Source organism: Paenibacillus sp. 8b26, from assembly GCF_050626875.1.
Classification (GTDB): domain Bacteria; phylum Bacillota; class Bacilli; order Paenibacillales; family Paenibacillaceae; genus Paenibacillus.
Window position 1 is genome coordinate 5,528,153 of record NZ_CP192445.1, and the last position, 23,757, is coordinate 5,551,909.

Below are 23,757 nucleotides of genomic sequence, written 5' to 3' on the forward strand. Positions count from 1 at the left end.
GAATTATAGACAATTATTATAACCGGGCGCAATGCCAATTCCTTTGACAACCGCAAGGTTGTTATTTTTTTCGGTCAGGGGGAGTTAACGATGTTGAAGGGGAAAGTCATTATTCTTGGTATTACCGGCGGTATTGCCGCTTATAAAGGGGCTGCGCTGTGTAGTAAGCTAACGCAAAAGGGAGCCGAGGTTCATGTGATTATGACGGCATCCGCGAAGGAGTTTATTACTGAGCTTACGCTTCAGTCGCTCTCTCGTAATCCGGTATACAGTGACACGTTTGATGAAAGAGAACCGTCCGTCGTATCCCATATTCATTTGGCGGACAAAGCGGATCTGGTGTTGGTTGCTCCTGCAACCGCGAATATCATCGGTAAAATGGCGCATGGGCTTGCCGATGATATGCTGTCCACAACGCTACTGGCTACGACAGCACCTATTATGGTAGCACCTGCTATGAACGTGCATATGTACACTCATCCCGCAGTAATGCAAAACATGGAGACGCTCGTATCCCGCGGTGTCATGATGATTGAGCCGGGTGAAGGATTGCTGGCTTGTGGTTATGTTGGCAAAGGGCGGCTGGAAGAGCCTGAAACCATCGTACAAACGGTAGAACGATATTTTGAACAGCAAGAGCAGGAAAGTAAGGGCGTCACCAACAAGCCGGAGCCACGTTGGTTTGGCGGAGAAGCTGTGGATTCGGGTGGACAATCGCAAGGCTCGCTGCTGAATGGCGATGAACGGCTGCTGTCAGGCAAAAAAGTGATTGTAACTGCTGGGGGCACGATCGAGAGGATTGATCCGGTACGTTATATAACGAATGATTCTTCCGGTAAAATGGGCTTTGCCATCGCAAAAGTGGCTCAGGAGTTGGGTGCCGATGTGCATTTGATTGCTGCAAATACAAGCGCGGAGCCTCCTGTGGGCATTTCGATTGAAAAAGTTCAGTCCGCTGACGACATGTATAGCGCTGTGCTCAGACAGTGGGAAGATAGCGATTTGGTCGTGATGGCTGCTGCGGTTGCAGACTATCGACCGCGTGAGGCGGCACAGACCAAGATCAAAAAGAAAGATAGTACATTTACGCTGGAGTTAGTGAAGAATGTCGATATTCTGGAATCACTCGGACGGAGCAAGAAACATCAATTTTTAATCGGCTTTGCTGCGGAAACCGGGAATCTGGAGACGTATGCCATGGATAAGCTGGAACGGAAAAATTGTGACCTTCTCGCAGCTAACGATGTAACTGCTGATGGGGCAGGCTTTGGCGTCGATACGAATGCTGTACAAATTTACGACCGCGGCGGGATGGTAGAACGTATTCCTGTGCAGTCGAAGGAAGAAGTAGCGCGTAAGCTGCTTACGATAGCGGCTGGACGTATGGGCGGGGTGTTGCATTAATGGAAATGGGCAATTTAGTTGCCAAGGTTATTGTAGATGTGCCCGCCAAGGATACGGATCGTACTTTCGATTATCTGATCCCGGAGTCGATGCGGCCATGGATTGAGCCGGGTAGCCGGGTTGCAGTGCCGTTCGGCAAACGGACAGTGCAGGCTTTTGTCATCTCGGTAGTACCTGCTGAGGAGCCGCCGAAATATCGGATGAGGGCGATACAGGAGCTGCTGGATTTGGTACCGCCCTTGTCTCCGGATCTGGTAGAACTGGGGAAATGGATGAGCGAACGCTATGCCTGCAATCAGATTATGGCGCTGCAAGTGATGATTCCTACAGCGTTAAAGGGCAAGGCCGAACGTTATATTTCTATCGCTGAGCAGCATGAGTTCACAGATCATTCTCCTGCTGCTGACGTTATGAATTATGGTTCAGAAGCGGATACACATCGAACCATGCGGCCGGATATGGGGGGAGAACCCGAATGGGCTCTCCTTACCGATGATGGCATGAGCGACCCGGCTGAACGCCAGATTGTCAGCTTTATTCAGGAGAAGGAGCAAGTCCCGCTTCAGCAGCTAAGCCGCCGTTTCCCCGAAGAAGCGGAGGTTATTAAATCGCTGTTGCGCAGGGGTGTGCTTCAGGAGAGTCAGGTTATTAAAGACAAGCTTGGCAAAAAGACCATGAAAGCCGTGGATTTGGCTATCAGCATAGAAGAGGCATCAGCGGCGCTGGAACAGTTTTCGGCCAAAGCGCAGCGTCAGCGGGAGGTACTTGCTTTTTTGCTGGAACGTAGCGAGTTTCTGCCTCTGCCGCTGAAGGAAGTCATGACCTCGCTTAGTGTATCAGCCGCAACGGTCAAGGCGCTGGAGGATAAGGGCTATGTGGTGCTTGAGGATGTAGAGGTGTTCCGCGATCCTTATCGGGGTAGAAACTTCAAACCTACGCAGCCATTGCCGCTCACCGAAGAGCAGCAATACGTGTATGAACGGATCATTCGGCAGTTGGATACGCGTGAGCAAGGAGCTTATTTGCTCCATGGAGTTACGGGCAGTGGTAAGACGGAAATTTATTTACAGACGATTCAGCGCTGTATCGAGCAGAATCGTCAGGCGATTGTACTGGTTCCGGAAATATCGTTAACACCACAAATGGTAGAGCGCTTTAAAGGTCGCTTTGGCGATCAGGTGGCGGTGATGCACAGCAGACTGTCCGGGGGCGAACGTTACGACGAGTGGCGCAAAATACGCGAGGGTCGTGTGAAGGTGGCGATTGGTGCTCGCTCGGCTGTATTTGCGCCTTTTCGTGAACTGGGTCTTATTATTATGGATGAGGAACATGAAACCTCCTATAAGCAGGAAGAGACACCCAAATACCACGCGCGTGACGTGGCCGTACGCAGAGCCCATCAGCATGGGGCTGTGGTTATTCTTGGCTCGGCTACGCCGTCGCTGGAAAGCTATTATGCAGCCCGCTCGCAAAGCAATGACGAGTTTGCGCCGCTGTTGCTTGAGATGCCTACTCGCGCACTAGGGAACTCATTACCCGAGGTGCATATCATGGATATGCGCGAGGAACTGCGCGCTGGCAACCGTTCCATGTTCAGTCGCGCATTGCATAACGGAATCGCAGAGCGGCTGGAGCGTAAGGAACAGACCGTATTGCTGCTGAATCGGCGCGGACATTCCACGTTCGTCATGTGCCGTAGCTGCGGCTATGTGGCGGGTTGCCCGCATTGCGATATTTCGCTCACATATCATCAGCGTTCGAATAATTTACGTTGCCATTACTGCGGTTATTCCGAGCCCGTGCCTCAGGTCTGCCCGGAATGCGGTAGTGAGCATATTCGCTACTTTGGCACAGGTACTCAGCGAGTGGAAGAGGAACTGGCAAAGCTGTTTCCCGGTATACGTGTCGTGCGGATGGACGTCGATACAACGACGGAGAAAAATGCCCATGAAAAGCTGCTCAAGCAATTTCGTGATAAAAAAGCGGATGTACTGCTCGGCACCCAAATGGTTGCTAAAGGACTGGATTTTCCCGATGTGACGCTGGTAGGTGTCATTACTGCGGATTCGGCGCTTAATTTACCGGATTTTCGGGCTGCGGAAAAGACATTTCAGTTATTAACACAAGTAGCCGGACGCGCCGGGAGGCATCAATTGCCTGGGGAAGTGTTCGTTCAAACCTATACGCCGGAGCATTATTCGGTTATTCACGCGAGTCGGCACGACTACAGTTCTTTTGTCAGGGAAGAGTTAAAACACCGCCGTAATCTGCATTATCCACCGTATTGCCGTCTCATTTTGGTGACTTTTTCTCATGAACAGCTCCCGGTACTGGTTCGATTGGCTGAGAACTATTCAGCCACTCTACAGGGGAGGGCAAGACAAAGGGGCTGGTTGGGCAATATGGATCGGCTTACATCCGATGTGCTTGACATTCTGGGGCCTGTAGCTTCACCGATTTCGAGAATCAAGAATAGATACCGATTTCAATGTATGATAAAATGGCGTGGAAATATAGATGCGATTGGTCTGGCTCAGCAGGTGGCTGATGAAATGGCGGAATCCGCACAGGCCCAAAAGCTGCTGATCAGTCTGGATGTCGATCCGCAAATGCTTATGTAGCGTATGCGCAAAAGTTTTCGACACAGTTAATGCGGACAAGCCGTCCGTACATAGGATAATGTAGCAGTCGCGCTTGTTGTGAATACGACGAAGCTTAAATGAAGGATAAAGAGGAAGGTGTTCTATTGTCATGTCAATTAGAATTATAGTGTTGGAACCGGATGATGTGTTGCACAAAGTAGCAAAGGAAGTTACTAAAATTACACCTAACGTGCAAAAGCTACTCGACGATATGGCAGATACCATGTATGAAGCGGAGGGAGTGGGTCTTGCTGCTCCGCAGGTAGGTATTTTGAAGCGACTAATCGTTGTGGATGCTGGAGATGAGCACGGTTTAATTAAAATGATTAATCCTGAAATTGTGTCCGAAGAAGGTGAGCAATTTGGTGCGGAGGGCTGTTTGAGCATTCCTGGCTTAAATGGTGATGTACGTCGTGCCGAGAAGGTTACTGTCAAAGGGCTGGACCGCGATGGTAAGGCGATTACAGTGACAGCGACCGGATTGCTTTCCCGTGCTTTTCAACATGAAATTGACCATTTGAACGGAGTTTTGTTCACGGATATTGCGGAAAAAGTATATGAGGTTGCTCCGGAACAGCCAGGACCGAACCATCAGACAGGAGAGTGAGGTTCGATGAGTCAAGACATTCGTATCGTCTTTATGGGCACGCCGGATTTCGCTGTGCCTTCGTTGAACATGCTGCTGGACAATGGCTACAACGTAGTCGGTGTCATTACGCAGCCGAATAAGCCGCAGGGACGAAAAAAAATATTGACGCCTACGCCAGTCAAGGAAGCAGCGGAAAAGCGCGGGTTGCCCGTGCTTCAACCGATCCGCTTACGCCAGCCGGAAGCGGTGGCTCAGGTGGCGGAGCTGCGTCCGGATCTGATCGTAACAGCGGCTTATGGGCAGATTTTGCCTAAATCCGTATTGGACTTGCCCCGTTTCGGTTGCCTGAATGTGCATGGTTCGCTGCTTCCCCGTTATCGGGGAGGGGCGCCAATTCAGCGTGCCATTATTAACGGCGAAACCGTTACGGGTGTGACACTGATGTATATGGCGGAAGGACTGGATACCGGCGATATGATATCGCGGGTTGAGGTTGCTATTGAACCGGAGGATACATCCGGTACGATTTTTGAGAAGCTGAGCATAGCTGGATCGAAGCTTTTACAGGATGAGCTGCCCAAGCTGCTGGCAGGGAAATCGGGTCGTACACCGCAAAACGATGATGAGGCAACTTATGCCCCGAACCTGAACCGCGACGATGAGTGTATTCCTTGGAATGATAGTGCGCAGCAAATATACAACCGGATTCGCGGGCTGGTCCCGTTTTCCGGTGCATTTACGCTGTGGGAAGAAAATGTTTTTAAAATATGGGCGGCTGAGCATCCTTCCATCCATAGTGATGCAGATGGTGCAAATGCTCCGGCATCCGGGACAGTTCTGCAATTGACTGCCCGTGGCATTGAAGTACAGACGGGCAATGGTACCATATGGCTGACACAGGTGCAGCCGGCAGGCAAGAAGGTTATGGAAGCCGGGAACTTTGCGCGTGGCGGCCAGATGAAGCCGGGCACGGTGCTCGGGTGAGCGGCGGTCACTCCCGTCAGGGAGGCCAAGGCAGGGAGGCTGGTGCCAGAGCAGGCAAGACTCGTAACCAGACGGCTAGGGAAGTTGCACTGGACGTACTGACAGGGGTTGAGCAGGAGGGTGCATACAGTAACCTTGAGCTGAACCGCCGACTTCAACAGGCAGGTTTGTCCGCGAGTGACGCTGGCTTGGCGACGGAACTTGTATACGGTACAGTTGCACGCCAGAATACGCTGGATTATTTTTTGAACAAGTTTGTTCAGAAAGGAACGGCCAAGCTTCAGGCTTGGGTACGTTCGTTGCTGCGAATGAGTGTGTACCAGATCGTATATCTGGATCGTATCCCGGATCATGCAGTCGTTAGTGAAGCAGTTACCATTGCCAAGCGGCGTGGACACCAAGGGATTTCGGGTATGGTCAACGGCGTGCTGCGCAGCATGCTGCGTGAGCCGGACAAGCTTCGTATTCCTGACGGGCTGTCAGCCGAGGAACGGATTGCATTGGAGCATTCCCATCCACAGTGGCTGGTTAAGCGCTGGATCAAGCAATACGGTGTGGATATTGCGGAAGCCATCTGCCGTGCTAATAATGAGCCACCTGCGGTCAGCGTGCGGGTGAACACGACTATGACCAGTCGTGATCAACTCTTGAACGAGATGCTTGCGAAAGGAGTGGATGCTGTTCCATCGGCGGTTAGCCCTTACGGAATTGTCGTTCGCAGCGGCGGAAATATGGCGCTCACTTCCTGGTATACAGACGGCTTGCTGTCCGTGCAGGACGAAAGCTCCATGCTCGTCGCCGAGGCGGTTGCGCCTGAGCCGGATATGCTGGTACTGGATTGCTGCGCTGCTCCGGGCGGCAAAACAGCTCATATGGCTGAGTTAATGAAGGATCAGGGCCGGATTATCGCCAACGATCTGCATGCTCACAAACATCGGCTAATCCAGGAACAGGCAGATCGGCTAGGGCTGGATGCCGTGGAAACGGTCACCGGGGACGCACTTGAGTTGAAAAATCGTTATGCTCCGGCATCATTTGACCGCGTCTTGCTGGACGCGCCATGCTCCGGTTTTGGAGTGATCCGCCGCAAGCCTGACTTGCGCTGGAGTAAAACTCTCCAGGATGTTCGTGACATCACGCAGCTCCAGCATGAGCTACTGGACAGCGTAGCTGAGCTTTTGAAGCCGGGCGGTATTCTGGTGTACAGTACATGCACAATTGAACCGGATGAAAATGAGGGACAAATCACTCGCTTTTTAAGTGAACATCCCGAGTATGAGCTGGCAGAAGGACATTCCTTCCCAGACGTAGCTGACGGCATGGACCATGCCCAGCCAGGCTCGGTACAGCTGTTGCCGCAGCATTTTCACAGCGACGGATTTTATATCGCGCGTCTGCGTCGGGTGAAGTAGTTCGTAAGAATCCCGCAGGCAGCCAACCACCAACATTTCCACATTCCGCCGGATATCATCCGGCGGTTTTTGCATTGGGACGAAAAATTTTTACCCTCTCAGGGATTTGTGCTAAAATAGGAAGAATGAAAAACACTGTCTGTGAGAATTAAACAGAACTTAATGAAGAAGGAACGGGTGCAAACATTGATGAAACCTTTTATATATGATTTAACTCTGGAGGAGTTGCAGGACTGGGCCAAGCGCAATGGCGAGCCTGCTTTTCGCGGAGGACAAATTTTTGATTGGCTGTATGTGAAGCGGGTCAATGATTTCAGTGAGATGACGAATTTGTCCAAGTCGCTGAGAGAGAAGCTTGAGGACCAGTTCAGCTTTGTGACGCTTCATGAAATTACAAAGCTGGAGTCGAAGGACGGTACGGTAAAGTTTCTGTTTGGTCTGCATGATGATCATGCTATCGAGACAGTTATTATGAGACACAATTACGGAAACAGTATTTGTGTAACGACTCAAGTGGGCTGCCGAATCGGTTGTACATTCTGCGCTTCGACGCTTGGGGGACTCAAACGTAACCTGACCGCCGGTGAAATTACCGCGCAGGTCGTTCAGGCACAGAAAATTTTGGATAAGACGAATGAGCGTGTGAGCAGCATCGTGATTATGGGCTCGGGTGAACCTTTTGAAAATTATGAAGCGACCATGACATTTTTACGTACGATGATTCATGAAAAGGGCCTGAATATTGGTCAGCGTCACATCACGGTATCGACCAGTGGCATCGTGCCGAATATTTACAAATTCGCGGACGAGGATACCCAGATTAATCTGGCAATATCCATTCATGCGCCTAATGATGCGCTTCGTTCGAAGCTGATGCCTGTAAACCGGCGTTATCCTTTTCAGGATGTTATGGAATCGCTTCGTTACTATCTTGCTAAAACAGGCCGGAGAATTTCGTTTGAATATGCCTTGATTGGCGGAGTGAATGATCAGGCGGAACATGCCGAAGAACTGGCGGACGTGCTGAAGGACATGCTGTGCCACGTCAACCTGATTCCGGTTAACCATGTGCCTGAGCGCAAGTATGTGCGCACATCGCGCAGCGATATTTTCAATTTCCAGCGCATTCTTGCCGAGAAAGGCGTCAATGTGACGATCCGGCGCGAACAGGGTCATGATATCGCCGCTGCGTGCGGCCAGTTGCGTGCAAAGCATATGGAGTTGGGGTGAGACCATTTGATCAAAACAGTTCATGTCAGCCACGTCGGACGTGTACGTTCGGTGAATGAGGATTCTGCCTGGATCAGGCACTTGGAGCAGGGATATATTCTGGGAATTGTTGCCGATGGCATGGGCGGGCATTTGGCCGGTGATACGGCCAGCCGCCTCGCGGTAGAAACACTTGCCGCTGATTTGGCGACGCTGGAAAGCGGATTATCCGCGCACTCTTTGACAGCGGCGCTTAGCGACGCTATTTTGCATGCTAATGAAGTCATCTTCCAAACGGCTGCCCATGATGACAAGTATCATAATATGGGGACAACGGTTGTAGCCGTTTTGCTAAACGATGCCTCCGGGATTATCGGACATATCGGGGACAGCCGTGCCTATGTGGTTTCTAACGGAGTGGTACGTCAAATTACGGAAGATCACACACTGGTCAATGAGTTATTCAAAAACGGTCAGATCAGCAAGGAAGAGCGGGAGAACCATCCCCGTCGCAATGTGTTAACACGGGCGCTGGGCACTGATTCCGAGGTGCAAGTGGATATTGACTCCATTTCTCTGGAAAAAGGCGATGTGCTGTTACTGTGCAGCGACGGGCTGAGTAATCTGGTGACGGAGGAGCAAATTAGTAAAGTAGTAGGTGCCGCCGAGAATCCTTTGGAGGAACGAGCGGATCGTCTGCTGCATCTGGCGCTGCTTGCCGGAGGCGACGACAACATCACAGTAGCTTTGTTTGAATTGCCCGATGACACAGTTTCATTGAGTGAAAAGGGGTGTGACGCATGATCGGGCACCTGCTTGGGGGAAGATACGAAATTATTGAGCGCATCGGCGGCGGCGGTATGGCGCTGGTATACAAGGCTCAAGACATTTTGCTGAATCGTAATGTGGCGGTCAAGGTGCTGCGTCAGCAATTTGTCCATGATGATGAATTTATTCGCCGGTTTCGGCGTGAGGCACAGTCTGCAGCCTCGCTTTCCCATCCGAATGTGGTCAGTATTTATGATGTTGGCCAAGAGGATGAAATCCATTATATTGTAATGGAGTGCGTGGAAGGAAAAAATCTGAACGAAATTATTAAGGAACGTGCCCCGCTGCAAGTGGATGAAGCGGTACGGATTGCTTCTCAAATTTGTGATGCACTGGAGCACGCTCACCAAAATCAGATTATTCACCGGGACATTAAACCGCATAATATATTGATCGGGCGCAATGGACGGGTCAAGGTAACCGATTTTGGGATTGCCAGAGCTGTCACGTCAACGACGATTACCCAGACAGGCTCTGTGGTGGGCTCTGTCCATTACTTTTCACCCGAGCATGCGAAGGGAGTCGTCACCGGCGAGAAATCGGACTTATATTCTCTAGGGATTGTCTTATACCAAATGCTGACGGCGCAGCTTCCTTTTCTGGGAGAAAGTCCGATCAGTGTAGCGCTCAAGCATCTGCAAGAGGAATTTGAGGAACCGCGCAAAATTAATCCACTGATTCCGCAAAGTGTGGAAAACGTCATTTTAAAATCCATGCGCAAAAATCCGGAGGAACGTTATCAATCTGCGGATGAAATGCTAAAAGACTTGGAGACATGCCTGTTGCCGGGACGCCGTAATGAATCCAAACTGGAATTTACACATTTGGATGACGAGGATCAAACGCGGGTTATTCCGGCTATTAAGCCTCAGCAAATGGGAATGTCCTCCAGTGGAGACGACGAGCCTGCCCAATCCGGCGATTCTGAACAGCTTCAGAGCAAGCAAACGGCTAAAAAAAGTAAAAAGAAGCCGATCTTGTGGATAACGCTGGTGCTCGTGTTGCTTCTTTGCATGGGTGGCGTAGTGTACTATGTGCAAAATTTGCTCGTCGTCCCTGACGTTGTAGTGCCGAATGTGGTGACCAAGACTGAGGATCAGGCCAAATTGCTGATCAGTCAGTCCGGGTTGGTCATTAAGGACCCAATTAAGCATGAATATAAGGACGGGGTTGCACCCGGAGTTGTTTTCTATCAGAGCTATCCAGAGAAATCTGTGGTTAAGAAGGGAACGGAAATTGAACTGAAAGTCGGGATCGCCAAGCCGCTGACTCCGATGCCGGATGTCAAAGGACAGAGCTATGATGCTGCTGTTAAGCTGCTGACCTCCCAGCAAATTAAGGAGACACAGATTCAGCAGAATGAGCAGTTCAGTGATCAGGCGGTGGGAACCGTCCTAAGTCAGACACCGGCGGCAAATGAGCCATTTGATAAGGATACGGTACAGGTGGTGCTGACGGTCAGTAAGGGCGCTGCTACGGTGAAAATGCCAAATTTGGTCGGGCATACGCAGAAGGAAGCAGAAAATGAGGTTAAAAAGGTGGGGCTGAAGGTTGGCTCGGTCAAAGAGGAATTCAGCTATGAGCAGGAAAAAGGCAAAGTAACCAAGCAATGGCCGTCAGAGGCCGGCAGTGACTTGCCTCCAAATACAGAAATTACGTTTTATGTCAGCACCGGTTATCCGCCAGAAGCGATTACTCTGCCATTTAATGTGCCAGTTGCGCCGAAGGAAGAGGGTAAAAACAGCAAGATTCGTATTACTTATACGGATGCACGCGGAGAAAACCAGGAATGGGGAAGCCGTACAATCAACACGACACAAGTGTTCACTATTAATCTGTTGCTGGCTCCGAACAAGGACAGTGTTGTCTCTGTATACAGAGATGGACAGTTTGTTGATACGTATCCCGTTTCTTATATTGACGCGAAGAATGGCACGGTGACGATGCCTCAAATCGCTCCGCCTGCTGGAACTACGCCGACAGATACGCCAGATGGTACTTCTTCACATAATGGCAATGGAAGTGGCGAACAAGGGAATAGCGGGGATATTTCAAATGATGGTAATACCGGGGGCGACTCAAGCAATCAGGATGGCACCAATAGTAATGGTGAACCGTCCGCTCTTGCCCCCCAAACGGGTTCTACAAGCGTAACAAGTGGTGAGTTTGCTGTTAAACACACAAACCATCCAGGTAAGGGAAAGGACCTCCACAAAAAAAAGGGTGAAGTCATTGAGGCTGTAAAGCATCAATAATCATGCCGGAGGTCAGTGCAATACCCGTTATTCGTTTTCATTATTCCTAAACACTTAAAGGAGGACGGCTTACACATGCCTGAAGGTCTGATCGTCAAGGCGCTCAGCGGATATTATTATGTCTCCAGTCTGGATCAGAATGGGCGGCCGGTATCCGGCGAAGCTACGGTGCAATGCAGAGCACGCGGAATTTTTAAGAAAAAAGAGATTACGCCGCTTGTCGGCGACCGGGTCGTTTATGAACTGACTGAAAACGGGGAAGGTATGGTTAATGAGATTCGGAAGCGCACGACGGAGCTCATTCGCCCGCCAGTGGCTAACACTACGCTTGCTGTACTGTTGTTTTCCCTACGTGAGCCGGATTTAAATCTGCCGTTGCTGGACAAATTTTTGGTGCACATTGAGCACGCCGGGCTGGATACGATTATCTGTCTGACAAAGCGCGATTTGTATGAGGGCAGCCCTTCGGAGGATGAGACGGTTTTGGCTGTTCAGAAAATATACCGGAAGATTGGTTATGAGGTGCTGGTGACCAGTGCCCGTACCGGGGAAGGTACGGCTGAGCTTAAGAAGCTGTTGGCTGGTCAAATCAGCGTGTTTTCCGGGCAGTCAGGTGTTGGGAAGTCTTCCATGCTTAATGCGCTGGAACCAGGCTTAACGCTGGAGACGAGCGCCATTAGCAATAAGCTGGGGCGGGGACGGCATACGACTCGTCATGTGGAATTAATTCCACTCGACAATGGCGGTTTTGTAGCAGATACACCGGGTTTCAGCCAACTGGATTTCCTGGAGCTGGGTGTGGATGAGTTATCTCCATGTTTCCGTGAATTCCAGTCGTATGCAGAAGGATGCAAGTTCCGGGGCTGTACCCATATTCACGAACCTGGCTGTAAAGTGAGAGAGGCCTTGGCAGAAGGACATATTTCGCAGGGCCGATATGATAACTATTTGCAGTTTTATCAGGAGTTAAAAGAAAAAAAGCGGAGGTACTGAGCATATGTTAAAAATAGCACCGTCGATTTTATCCGCTGATTTTGCCCGTTTGGGCAGTGAAGTTGCGGAAGCTGAAGCAGGGGGAGCAGACTGGATTCATGTGGATGTTATGGATGGTCATTTTGTATCCAACATTACATTAGGGCCTCCTATCGTTCAGGCTATTCGTCCGCATACGAGTCTTCCTCTGGATGTTCATCTGATGATTGAGCATCCTGAACGTTACATTGGCGATTTTGTGAAGGCGGGAGCTAATATCGTCACCGTTCATGCCGAGGCTTGTGTTCATCTGCACGGGGTCATCCATTTGATCAAGCAGCAAGGTGCTCTTGCGGGTGTGGCCCTCAATCCGGGCACTTCTCCATATGTGATCAAGGAAGTGCTGCCCAATGTAGACATGATTCTGGTTATGACAGTTAACCCTGGATTTGGGGGTCAGTCTTTTATTCCGGAGACGTTGGATAAAATCAGACAGATTCGCACATGGTTGAATGAAATCGGCCGTCCGGATGTACATATTGAGGTAGACGGAGGCATTGCAGAGGAGACGGCACCAGCCGTATTTGAAGCAGGGGCTGATGTTCTGGTGGCTGGTAGTGCGGTATTCGGCAGAGCGGACCGTGGAGCGGCTATTGCGGCTATTCGGGACAGTGCAGCTCATTCGTCCAAGTGAAGCTGACCGAAGCGCTGTGGATGACGGTAGCGAGTATGGTGACAGGTGTGATCCTAAGTTGCTTCTCGCTGGTGAAATCTCCTTGGAACGCTCTTCTTTCACTCGTTGCCGTTCTGATTGTGCTGTTTTATTTTCGTAAAAATGAACGGCGCGGTTTGCGTATCGGCTTTGTAATAAGCAGCGTGCTTTATTATATCCTATTTATTTTCATACTCTCAGCATATCTGTATGCTCGTGGACTTGTCTAATGGTATAGCATGGGATAGATGTGCATAAATATGGTTACATGAGCGGGATTCTCATGTAGCCTTTTTTTGTATGGCAACAACCCTTGACAGGTTGCATAAACTACAGAGAACGGATGCACGAGGATGATGGGGAGGGTGAAGCATGAAGTTTTATACAATCAAGCTACCAAGATTTCTGGGTGGATTCGTCAAAGCCATTCTGAATACATTCCAGAAAAGCTGAATTGCACGTAGCGTACACACAGGATGCAAAATGAAGAGCAAGGTACACAGGGCATGCTTCCCGGGCACAGCGACAGACAGGTTGCTCGACAGCAAACGGCAGGAACGCGCGGGAAGATGCCTGACATTTTGACATCATGGACCCAATGGATGTAACATTTTGAATAACCAAAAAAGCACCCGTTTAAAACGAGGTGCCTTTTGTTTATAACGTTATTTTTTTGCGACTACACGCGAGTTACTTTACCGGCCTTCAATGCACGAGTGCTGACATAAACGCGTTTCGGTTTACCGTTAACGAGAATACGAACTTTCTGTACGTTGACGCCCCAAGTACGGCGATTACGGTTGTTAGCGTGAGATACGTGGTTACCGGTGCCAGGCTTTTTGCCTGTTACAGAACATTTACGAGACATGATTCCACCTCCTATTCTGAAAATAACCAAGTTCCGTATGGAACGGGTCGCTCTTCAGGCCGACTGGGTCAGTCGGACTTTGTAAGTCACTAACCTGAACAAAACAATACTTATATATAATATCATAGTCAAAAAAGCTCCGTCAACCGATTCAAAAACTTTATTTATTTCTCTTACGCATTATAGTACAATATGGGATAGCTATTGCTGTGAATATTCTTGTAATAGTTGGAATGTGAATTCTTATTCCAGTCATGCCGGACAGATCAGAGGCGGAACCATATTTATCATTCCAGCCGATGTTTCAGTGTCGGGTGGTTGACTGGTTTTTCATATATAGACCTGTGGAAGGCCGACCAAGCCGTGGGTACGATAAGCTTACGAAAGTGTGACATTCGTATTCGTCGTCTGGCTTTAGTATAATTCAATTGAACCTGTCCGCACAGATGAACATGACGATGCGGAAGGTTGATGGCAAAACAAGTGTATTAAGCTAGGAAGGGGAATTCTCTTGAGTAATCGTTCTTTGAATGGAACAGATTTTACCGCAATGGTTTTAGCCGGGGCGGAACAATTACAGCAGCATGCGGAACACGTCAATTCACTTAATGTATTTCCGGTGCCGGACGGTGACACAGGAACTAACATGAATTTGACGATGAGCGCGGGCGTAACAGAATTAAAGAGGGGGGATTCTTCCTCCATCGGTGTCATGTCCGGCATATTATCCAAAGGTTTGCTGATGGGAGCCCGCGGCAATTCAGGGGTTATCCTGTCTCAGTTGTTCCGTGGCTTCAGCCGTTACGCTGCCCCATACGAGGAATTGAATACCCTTCAGTTCGCATCGGCATTGCAGAGCGGGGTGGATGCGGCCTACAAGGCGGTGGTTAAGCCGGTGGAGGGTACAATTCTTACCGTGGCGAAGGAAGCGGCCAAGCATGCTGTGTTTTTCTCACGCCGGACAAATGACATTACTGAACTGATGGAAGAAGTGCTTGCCAAAGCGAAGGAAACGCTTGCCATGACGCAGGACATGCTTCCAGTACTGAAGCAAGTAGGGGTTGTGGACTCGGGTGGACAAGGACTTGTGTATATTTATGAAGGGTTCATGCAGCATCTTGGAAGCGGTTTGGTGACAGCTCCAATTGTAAAAGGGGAGAATGTACGCACTGCTTATGCTCCTCATGTATCCGAGAGACCGACGGCGCAAGCGATTGCTCCTTCACCGGATGCACCGATTTCGGCGCAGGCGAAGCTTGAAACGGAGAATATTGAATTTTTATATGATATGGAATTTTTTATTAATCGGCAATTGGGAGAAGCCCAAGGTACGGACTTTGATGAGGAAGCCTTCCGGTTAGCGTTATCTGTGGATGGAGACTCTATTATTGTTATTTCTGACGATGATGTTATTAAGGTTCATGTTCATTCCAAGGCTCCGGGCGAAGTGTTGAATCTGGCGCTACGTTACGGGGAAATTACACAGATCCGTATTCTGAATATGCGCGAGCAGCATCGTGATTTGTTGTCTGCGGGTATGGATGGCGCTCCTGAGCCTAAGTGGTTTGCTGAAATACCGGCAGAGCCTGCACGTGAGGAGGAGCCTTCTGAGCCACCGGCTCATGAGCTGGCACCCTATGGTTTCATAGCAGTGGCTTCAGGCGAAGGGATTGCTGATATTTTCAGAAGCTTAGGTGTGGATGTTGTCCTTTCCGGTGGTCAGACGATGAATCCGAGTACGGAAGACTTTGTTAATGCGGCTCGGTCGATTGCGGCGCAGCACATTTTTATCCTGCCGAATAATTCCAATATTATTCTGGCGGCAGAGCAGGCCCGTGAACTGCTGGAGATGGAGCGCCTGGTGTCGGTTATTCCGAGCAAAACGATTCCTCAGGGTATTGCTGCAGCATTCGCTTTTCAGGAGGAAGAAGCCTTTGAGGCCAATCAGGACAGCATGCGGGACGCGGTCAGCCGCGTGAAATCAGGGCAGGTAACCTATGCAGTACGGGATACGACGCTTGATGACCTGCACATTACGGCCGGCCATTATATCGGTATTCAGGATTCCAAAATTGTAGCGACTGAAGAACATTTAATCGCAACGGCTCGTCTTTTGCTGATCAAAATGTTGGTGAATGGCGATGAGATTGTTACGATTCTCACAGGTTCGGATGCGAAGCAAGAAGATACAGAGCAACTCGTTGCATGGCTTGAAGAAAATTATTCGGATGCTGAAGTGGAAGTTCATGAAGGCGGTCAGCCGATTTATCCTTACCTGTTTTCGGTGGAAACTTGATGGGATGTAGAGCGTCCATAGAAGCTCACCACAAAAGGAGGTCTGACCGATGAGCAACACCATCATTGTGACCGATAGCACGGCTGATATTCCACAGGAACTGGTAGACCGTCTCGGGATAGTCATTGTGCCGCTGACGGTGATGTTCGGAAACACGACTTACCTTGACGGCATTGAGATGTCTGCCGCGCAATTTTACAGCGAACTGGCACGGGCTGATGAGCTACCTACGACGTCACAGCCTTCACCAGCCCGCTTTTTGGAGACATTTACGACGCTGTTGGAGCAACATCCCGAGAGCCAGATCGTTTCCATCCATTTGTCTTCCGGCGTGAGTGGAACGTATCAGTCCGCTCTGCTGGGTAAATCCATGCTGGAGAAGCATGAAGACAGAATAACCGTGCTAGATTCCAAATTGGCCTCGTACGGATATGGTATGCTTGTGGTCTATGCGGCAGAGCTGGCGGCTTCCGGGCATTCCCCGGCTGATATCGTTCAAGCTTTAGAGCATCGTCAGGAACGTCTTTGCTTGTATTTCCTGGTGGATACCCTGGAATACTTGCAAAAAGGCGGACGTATTGGCAAGGCAGCGGCAATGGTTGGCACCCTGCTCAATATTAAGCCGATTCTCTCGATGGACAAGGAAGGTATCATTTATTCGGCAGACAAGGCAAGAGGACATAAAAAAGCGACAGCAAGAATCATTGAATTGCTGGAGCGGGATTTAAAGGGCCAAAAAATTAATATTGCTGTAGGCCATACGGCAGATCGTTCGGCAGCAGAAGCGTTCGAGGCACAGTTGGCAGAACACTTTGAGCTGGGAGATCGAATATATACTGAACTTGGCGCTGTTATTGGGACCCATGTAGGACCAGGAACGATTGGCATTTTTGTATGGCCGGCCGGAGATGAGAGGTAATATGCTGCAATTGGATCAAATACCTTTAAAACAAATACATGGCGTGAGTGCTCTCAAAGAAGGAGAGCTTCACGCTTTTGGCATTTCTAACGTGCAGGACATGCTGGAATACTATCCGTTCCGGTATGAGGATTACCGTCTGCGTTCGCTAAGCGAAGTGAAGGACGGAGATAAAATTACGGTGCAGGCTAAAATTATGGGCATTCCGGTGCTTCAGCGTTATGGGCGCAAATCCAGATTGACTTGTAAATTGATGGCTGAGGATTGGATGTTTACAGCGACATGGTTCAATCGTCATTTTTTGAAGGAGCAGCTAACGTCAGGCCGTGAAATTGTCGTGACTGGCAAATGGGATCTGAAGCGGATGCAGATGACTGTTTCGGATTCCGAGTTTCCCGATAAAGGAGTCGCTCGTTCGGGGACGCTTCAGCCTGTGTATTCCGTAGGCGGCAAGATTACGCAGACCTGGATGCGCAAGACGATGAACCAGACACTCCAGCAGTTTGGTGAAATGATTCCCGAAATTTTACCGGAGTCGCTTGTACGTAAATACAGTATAATGCCGCGTAAGCAGGCTATTGCAGGTATACACCAGCCTCAGGACAATCGAGAGGGACAAGAGGCCCGCCGCCGGATGGTGTATGAAGAGCTGTTTTTATTTCAGTTGAAAATGCAGGCATTCCGTGCGTTGAACCGCGGCCGGGCAGATGGGGTTGTACATACGGTGGATAATGCCACGGTTCGCGAATTTGTGAGGACCTTGCCGTTTGAGCTGACGGATGCTCAGAAGAAAGTGGAGCTTGAAATACTGCATGACCTGCGTTCGCCTTATTGTATGAACCGTCTGCTTCAAGGGGATGTTGGGTCAGGTAAAACCGTTGTTGCTGCCATCGGTTTGTTTGCTACGGTGCGTTCCGGTTTTCAGGGGGCGCTAATGGTGCCAACGGAAATTTTGGCTGAACAGCATATGCGGTCGCTTCACAAGTTATTTGAACCGTTTGGGATTAGTGTGGGGTTGTTGACGGGCAGTACGACCGGGAAGAAGCGTAAGGAGCTGCTGGCTTCGCTCCAGATGGGTCTGCTGGATATTGTGGTGGGCACGCATGCCCTTATTCAGGAAGATGTGTATTTTCGCCAGCTTGGGCTTGTTGTAACGGATGAGCAGCACAGATTTGGTGTCAATCAGCGTAGTATATTGCGTCGCAAGGGCTATAATCCCGACGTTCTTACGATGACGGCAACGCCGATTCCGCGTACGCTGGCGATCACCGCTTTTGGCGATATGGATGTCTCTACGTTGTCAGAGCGGCCAAAGGGGCGTATTCCGATTTCTACGTATTGGGTAAAGCATGATCTGATGGATCGTGTGCTCGGATTTATTTCCCGTGAGGTGGATCAGGGACGGCAGGCTTATCTGATCTGCCCGTTGATTGAGGAGTCTGAGAAGCTGGATGTACAGAATGCCATCGATCTGCATATTCAAATGCAACAGGCTTTTCCACGTTACCGCGTCGGTCTGCTGCATGGGCGAATGACTCCCCCAGAAAAGGAAGAGGTTATGCGTTCTTTCTATGCGAATGAAATCCAGTTACTCATTTCAACGACAGTTGTAGAGGTGGGCGTAGACGTGCCGAATGCGACGTTAATGATCATTATGGATGCGGACCGCTTTGGCTTGTCCCAGTTGCATCAGCTACGTGGACGTGTTGGACGGGGCGCACATGCCTCATACTGTGTGCTGGTCGCTGATCCCAAGTCTGAGGTGGGCCAGGAGCGGATGAAGGTTATGACCGATACGGACGATGGTTTTGAGGTGGCTAGACGTGACTTGGATTTGAGGGGGCCGGGTGACTTTTTCGGTACCAAGCAAAGTGGGCTGCCCGAGTTTCGGTTAGCAGATATGGTAGCGGATTTTGAGGTGCTGGAAAAGGCCCGTGAGGATGCGACTGCTCTGATCGCGGACTCGTCCTTTTGGACATCTCCGCAGTATGAAGCATTGCGTGGCTATTTGCAAAAAGAGCAGATTTTCCAGGGTGATCTTATCGACTAATACACCTTGAATCATAAGGTTGTTTTTATAGTTTTAAACAGATAGGCACAATGGACAGGCTGGCCGTCATATATTTGGGAATGACCGAATGATATGGGAGGTGCGATAACATTGAGCTATCAGCAATATGGAATCAGTCCGCAACTGGTGGAGCGGATTAAGTTGAAAATGAAAAATCGTGCGCTTAAGGAGCGGGTTAAGCAGCAGATCGAAGGCGTGACCAAGGCGGACCTGCAAAACAAAGCCAAGGTACGTCAACTTGTGAAGTCCACTTCCGCTATTTTGAACGAGCGGCTGACGGCTGCACAGGAGGAACAATTGACGGCCTTCGTGCTGGCGCAAAAAATCGACCCGTCGAACACGTTTCATCTGATCAAGCTGTGGGGGATGTTTCGTTAACCGGACATAGGTTGGATGTCTCTAAACTCTCTCTGAATGCTCGATGCTCATCCAAGCTGGAAAAGGATTGCCTGATGTCAGGCGGTCCTTTTTTGCTTGTTCCTCTATTTCCCGATTGTTTTCTGTTCAGTATAGTATATTCCGTAGCCTTCGCTCGTATTTAATTCCCCGGGTAATAGAATGGGTGTTAATAGAGAGATTTTATTTGTAATGACCGCCAATTTTGACGGATCGCTCCAGAGCCTGCCCCGCGTTTGTTAACGACGATGCACGCATGATGATCGCCTGACCATATCGATCCTTTAAAGTGTCTGTTACTTTTTCCAAAGCTCGGGATCGCTCCTGATCTTCAAAAAAGTCCAACTGGTACAGCTGATCATCCATCAAGCCGCTTAAAGTGACACCCGCACGCTTCACGGGCATATGGTTCCAAAAGGTATAAAATATTTTTTTCACGGTTTCATATATCTTTTCGGTGCGGTTTGTAGGATAAGGAAGCTTCATCTGGCGGGAAAAACCAGTCGGTGCCTCGTAAGGGCTGCATATGCAATGGACGGTCACAACTGAGCCGATATATCCTTTGCGGCGGGAGTCCCGGCATACCTCTTCTGTCAACTCAAGCAGGATAGTCTCCACCTCTGCAGGCTGGACATAATCTCGGGGCAGGGTCATCATATGACCGATGGATTTTGGGGGCGTATCCAATGTTTCCGGCTTGACCGGACTGTGATCCAGACCGTTAGCAGTTCGCCATAAAACTTCTGCCTGAATATCTGACTGCTTGCCGAAATGAGACCGGAATTTGTCCTGAAGCCGGGGTAAGGGAGTACGTGCGATGTCTCCAATGGTATGCAATCCAAGCCTCTCCAAATGCCGTTCCATGCGCGAGCCAATACCGAACATACTGCGAACCGGCTGAGACCATAGCAACGCTGCAATGTCGGATGAAGGAAGGACAAAAATGCCGCTTTCGTTCTTCTTGGCCCATATATCTGTCGCCATTTTAGCGAGCATTTTATTGGAACTGATACCGATACGAATCCATACCCCTGTTTGTGACATTACTTTTTGTTGAATTTCACTTGCGATGCTCACCGGATCTCCGAACAGGGAGAGGCTTCCGGTTACGTCCAGAAACTGCTCATCAATACTGAAAACCTCAACCAAATCCGTATACTCGTTATAAATTTCTGTTATTTTTAATGAGACTTCGATATAATGCTGCATGCGCGGGCGTACAATGGTAAGGTCAGGACATTTTCTTATCGCTTCTCCCAGACGCTCTGCTGTAGATATACCGTATTTTTTAGCCAGCGGACACGCAGCCAGGATAATGCCTGAACGCAGCGAAGGGTTACCAGCAACGACTAGCGGTTTGTGTTGATATTCGGGATTGTCGGCCTTCTCAATGCTGGTATAAAAGCTTTGGCAATCTGCTAAAAATATAGTTTTTTTTCCGCGTTCGTTCAATGTTGCAATCTCCTTTCCAGATGTCTGCTGATCGTCTTTCCAAAATATTCTTGAATGTAAATTCATATAGTAGTATTATATACAGAACAAGTGTTCTTAATCCAATTGTATTTTCTGGAACGTTATTGTTTACGTAAAACCTAACATGGCGTATCATATTATCTTGAACGAAAACATGTGGAAATGAATGCATATTGAGGGGAGAAAACCATTTTTATGAACCCAAAACGTCGACCATCATCTCAAAAACGCAGCAGGTGGCGTATTTTTGGCAGAGTTTTGCTGATTAATATCAAGTGGTTCTCGCTTGCGGGCGTACTTGGGGTCTTATTTGCCGGAGGTCTTATATCCGGTTATGTGGCAGCGCTGGTTCATGATGAACCTGTACGATCACGTCAGTTGATATATGAAAAGGTAAATGAGAACGCTCTGACCAGCTTTGTATTTTTTAATGACCAGGTAACCCCGGTTGGACGAATGCGTATGGAGGAGGATCGGCAGCTCGTGGATCAGAAGGATGTTCCCCAATCCATTGTAGATGCTCTCATTTCAACGGAAGACAGCCAATTTTATGAGCATCAGGGGGTTGATCTAAAAGGGACGGCTCGCGCCGTCAAACAAAAGCTTCTGAACGAAAATCGCCAAACAGGCGGAAGTACACTGACACAGCAGGTAGCCCGGCGAGTTTTCCTCAGTCTGGATAAGACGGACAGCCGTAAGGTAAAGGAAATGCTGCTGGCACTGCGTATGGAACGCTTTATGGGCAAGGACAAAATATTAACGGCATACCTAAACAAAATGCCGTTTGGCAATGGCTCCGCAGGCTACAATTTGTACGGGATCAAGTCGGCTTCGTTAGGGATTTTTAATGTAAGTGATCTACATAAGCTTCATATTGCTCAGGCGGCTTATTTGGCTGGTCTTCCACAATTGCCATCTGTTTATTCGGCTTTTGACGGTAAAGGGAAATTTGATGAAGAAGGCTTCAACAAAGCTTTGGAGCGCCAGCGTGTCGTGCTGGGAAGGATGCTGGCAACAGGTAAAATCACATTAACAGAATATAACGAGGCACTTCAATTTGATATTAAAGCTACTCTTGCACCACATCGGGAGAAAAGCTACAATACATTCCCTTATTTGATGCTGGAGACAGAGCGGGAGGCCGCCCGGTTGTTGGCGCTCCAGCAAAATCCGGATCTTACGACAGCCGAGATTTCCAAGCCCGAGCATGCGGAACTCCTTCAAAATATACGAGAAGAACTGCAACGGTCCGGTTATCGGATTTATACAACGATAAATAAGAAAGTTTATAACGATATGCGGCAGATTGCTGCCAATCCGCAAAACTTTTCTCCATACAGTAAGCAGAAAGGACTGGAGCAGATTGCTGCCATCATGATTGATCATAAAACGGGGGCTATACTCGGTATGATCGAGGGCAGGGACTTTAATACTGAGCAAATGAACTATGCAACCCAGATGACGCGTCAGCCGGGTTCAGCTATGAAGCCTATTGCAGCTTATTTGCCTGCTTTGGAAAAAGGCTATACTCAGCCTGCTGGGCTTATTGATGATTCGCAAATTATATTAAAAGACGGACGTAAAGGCTATCATATCCCTAAAAATTATAACAGACGGTACGAAGGGTTGATGACAGCCCGTGAAGCACTCAATCGGTCGATCAACATTCCTGCGCTGAGACTGTTTTTGTATGAAGTTAAAATACCAAACGCCTGGAACTTTGTACGTTCCCTTGGGATTACGACGATTCAGCCGCAGGATGAACATGCTCAGACAGGCGTTCTGGGTGGGCTCAGCAAGGGGGTATCTGTCAAGGAACTGACAGCGGCATACGGCACGATTCCTAATATGGGCGTATACAATGAACCCCATTTGATCAGTAAAATTACGGATGCCGATGGCAAGATCGTTTATGAATTTAAACCGCAGACGAAGCGTGTGTATTCCCAGCAAACCGCGTTTTTAATGACAGATATGCTCAAAACGGTTATATCGGACCCGAGGGGTACAGGCAAACGTATACAAAATGCTTTTAAAAGCTACGGTACCATTGATATTGCCGGTAAGACCGGTACGACACAAAACTTTGGCGATGTGTGGTTCATGGGCTATACTCCGGATGTTACACTCGGCGTCTGGGCAGGTTACCGTCAACAGGTTAACACCCTATCTCAAGAAGGGCACTCCAGAGCACAATCGGTGTGGGCACTTATCATGAACGAGGCGGTCAAGGATCAGCCCCAGCTTTTCAAAAATAAGCATTTTACACAGCCGGAAGGTGTTGTAAAAGTTACGGTCTCCAGCCTTACAGGTAAGCTGCCGGGAAGTTATTCCCGTCAATCCGGTCAACTCGTGACAGACTGGTTTAACCAAAAATACGTGCCAACGGAAGTTGGGAGGGAGCAACGAACACGTTCGTCCACACCTGTCGTGCCGTCCAAACCGGATGCGAAGGATAAAGCAGCTCCAGAGAAACAAGAACCTGCAACGGATCAGAAGGAGATTCTACCAGAAGAAACAGTACCTTCTGATCCGGAGACAGAAATAGATACGAATGGTGAGATTAATGATGTGCCACCAGCAGATGGTTCGCAACCATCTGTTGAAAATAAGCAGGAGCCTCCTTCTGAGCCAGAAACCCAGAAGGAAGCTCCAGAAAATAAACCAAGCGAAACTATTCATACCGAAACACCCGATCAGCCGAAAAACTGAACCAAAGGGAGCGGC

General features: G+C 49.2%; 18 protein-coding genes. 16 read left to right on the forward strand and 2 right to left on the reverse strand.

What is annotated here, in order from left to right:
* Nucleotides 1–90 precede the first annotated feature (90 nt).
* From coaBC to spoVM, 11 genes are all read left to right on the forward strand, one after another.
* Nucleotides 91–1,404: a bifunctional phosphopantothenoylcysteine decarboxylase/phosphopantothenate--cysteine ligase CoaBC gene (coaBC, locus tag ACQ4MX_RS25655; protein ID WP_431088032.1), complete on the forward strand. Its 1,314-nt coding sequence runs from the start codon at nt 91–93 to the stop codon at nt 1,402–1,404.
* The gene (gene priA / locus ACQ4MX_RS25660; protein WP_431088034.1) at nt 1,404–4,025 is read left to right on the forward strand and encodes a primosomal protein N'; all 2,622 of its coding nucleotides are present in this window, start codon (nt 1,404–1,406) and stop codon (nt 4,023–4,025) included. The genes coaBC and priA overlap by 1 nt, the downstream gene beginning before the upstream one ends.
* Nucleotides 4,026–4,155: 130 nt before the next feature.
* Complete coding sequence (def, locus tag ACQ4MX_RS25665) at nt 4,156–4,653, forward strand: peptide deformylase (RefSeq protein WP_134913636.1); 498 nt, start codon at nt 4,156–4,158, stop codon at nt 4,651–4,653.
* A gap of 6 nt (nt 4,654–4,659) precedes the next feature.
* Nucleotides 4,660–5,619 (forward strand): methionyl-tRNA formyltransferase, encoded by a 960-nt coding sequence (gene fmt, locus ACQ4MX_RS25670; RefSeq protein ID WP_431088036.1) that lies wholly within the window; start codon nt 4,660–4,662, stop codon nt 5,617–5,619.
* Entirely contained in the window at nt 5,616–7,031 is a 1,416-nt protein-coding gene (rsmB, locus tag ACQ4MX_RS25675) for a 16S rRNA (cytosine(967)-C(5))-methyltransferase RsmB (protein ID WP_431091412.1), read from the forward strand. The genes fmt and rsmB overlap by 4 nt, the downstream gene beginning before the upstream one ends.
* A gap of 189 nt (nt 7,032–7,220) precedes the next feature.
* Nucleotides 7,221–8,261, forward strand: coding sequence for a 23S rRNA (adenine(2503)-C(2))-methyltransferase RlmN (rlmN, locus tag ACQ4MX_RS25680; RefSeq protein WP_025684218.1), 1,041 nt, complete (start codon nt 7,221–7,223; stop codon nt 8,259–8,261).
* Nucleotides 8,262–8,267: 6 nt separating this feature from the next.
* Nucleotides 8,268–9,044 carry a Stp1/IreP family PP2C-type Ser/Thr phosphatase gene (locus ACQ4MX_RS25685; RefSeq protein WP_431088039.1) on the forward strand — a complete coding sequence of 259 codons (777 nt, stop codon included), beginning with the start codon at nt 8,268–8,270 and terminating at the stop codon, nt 9,042–9,044.
* Nucleotides 9,041–11,323 carry a Stk1 family PASTA domain-containing Ser/Thr kinase gene (pknB, locus tag ACQ4MX_RS25690; protein ID WP_431088041.1) on the forward strand — a complete coding sequence of 761 codons (2,283 nt, stop codon included), beginning with the start codon at nt 9,041–9,043 and terminating at the stop codon, nt 11,321–11,323. The genes ACQ4MX_RS25685 and pknB overlap by 4 nt, the downstream gene beginning before the upstream one ends.
* A gap of 75 nt (nt 11,324–11,398) precedes the next feature.
* A complete protein-coding gene (gene rsgA, locus ACQ4MX_RS25695; RefSeq protein WP_431088043.1) occupies nt 11,399–12,316 on the forward strand; it encodes a ribosome small subunit-dependent GTPase A in 918 nt (305 codons plus the stop codon).
* A gap of 4 nt (nt 12,317–12,320) precedes the next feature.
* Nucleotides 12,321–12,989: a ribulose-phosphate 3-epimerase gene (rpe, locus tag ACQ4MX_RS25700; RefSeq protein WP_431088046.1), complete on the forward strand. Its 669-nt coding sequence runs from the start codon at nt 12,321–12,323 to the stop codon at nt 12,987–12,989.
* Nucleotides 12,990–13,379: 390 nt separating this feature from the next.
* Complete coding sequence (gene spoVM / locus ACQ4MX_RS25705) at nt 13,380–13,460, forward strand: stage V sporulation protein SpoVM (protein WP_014282289.1); 81 nt, start codon at nt 13,380–13,382, stop codon at nt 13,458–13,460.
* 226 nt (nt 13,461–13,686) lie between these two features.
* Here the strand turns inward: spoVM and rpmB are convergent, their stop codons facing one another.
* The gene (gene rpmB / locus ACQ4MX_RS25710) at nt 13,687–13,875 is read right to left on the reverse strand and encodes a 50S ribosomal protein L28 (protein ID WP_014282288.1); all 189 of its coding nucleotides are present in this window, start codon (nt 13,873–13,875) and stop codon (nt 13,687–13,689) included.
* 511 nt (nt 13,876–14,386) lie between these two features.
* Between rpmB and ACQ4MX_RS25715 the strand changes: the two genes are divergently transcribed.
* The 4 genes from ACQ4MX_RS25715 (at nt 14,387) to ACQ4MX_RS25730 (ending at nt 19,539) form a co-directional block, all read left to right on the forward strand.
* Nucleotides 14,387–16,171: a DAK2 domain-containing protein gene (locus ACQ4MX_RS25715; protein ID WP_431088049.1), complete on the forward strand. Its 1,785-nt coding sequence runs from the start codon at nt 14,387–14,389 to the stop codon at nt 16,169–16,171.
* A 49-nt stretch (nt 16,172–16,220) separates the two neighbouring features.
* Nucleotides 16,221–17,090: a DegV family protein gene (locus tag ACQ4MX_RS25720; protein WP_431088052.1), complete on the forward strand. Its 870-nt coding sequence runs from the start codon at nt 16,221–16,223 to the stop codon at nt 17,088–17,090.
* Between the two features lies 1 nt (nt 17,091).
* Nucleotides 17,092–19,140, forward strand: a complete 2,049-nt coding sequence (recG, locus tag ACQ4MX_RS25725) for an ATP-dependent DNA helicase RecG (protein ID WP_431088053.1) — start codon at nt 17,092–17,094, stop codon at nt 19,138–19,140.
* A 111-nt stretch (nt 19,141–19,251) separates the two neighbouring features.
* The gene (locus ACQ4MX_RS25730) at nt 19,252–19,539 is read left to right on the forward strand and encodes a stage VI sporulation protein F (protein ID WP_014282284.1); all 288 of its coding nucleotides are present in this window, start codon (nt 19,252–19,254) and stop codon (nt 19,537–19,539) included.
* A gap of 201 nt (nt 19,540–19,740) precedes the next feature.
* Here ACQ4MX_RS25730 and ACQ4MX_RS25735 read toward each other — a convergent pair whose 3' ends face one another.
* Entirely contained in the window at nt 19,741–21,009 is a 1,269-nt protein-coding gene (locus tag ACQ4MX_RS25735) for a DNA polymerase IV (protein WP_431088055.1), read from the reverse strand.
* 216 nt (nt 21,010–21,225) lie between these two features.
* On the opposite strand from ACQ4MX_RS25735, the gene ACQ4MX_RS25740 reads away from it, so the two are divergent.
* Entirely contained in the window at nt 21,226–23,742 is a 2,517-nt protein-coding gene (locus ACQ4MX_RS25740; protein WP_431088057.1) for a transglycosylase domain-containing protein, read from the forward strand.
* The last annotated feature ends 15 nt before the right edge of the window (nt 23,743–23,757 follow it).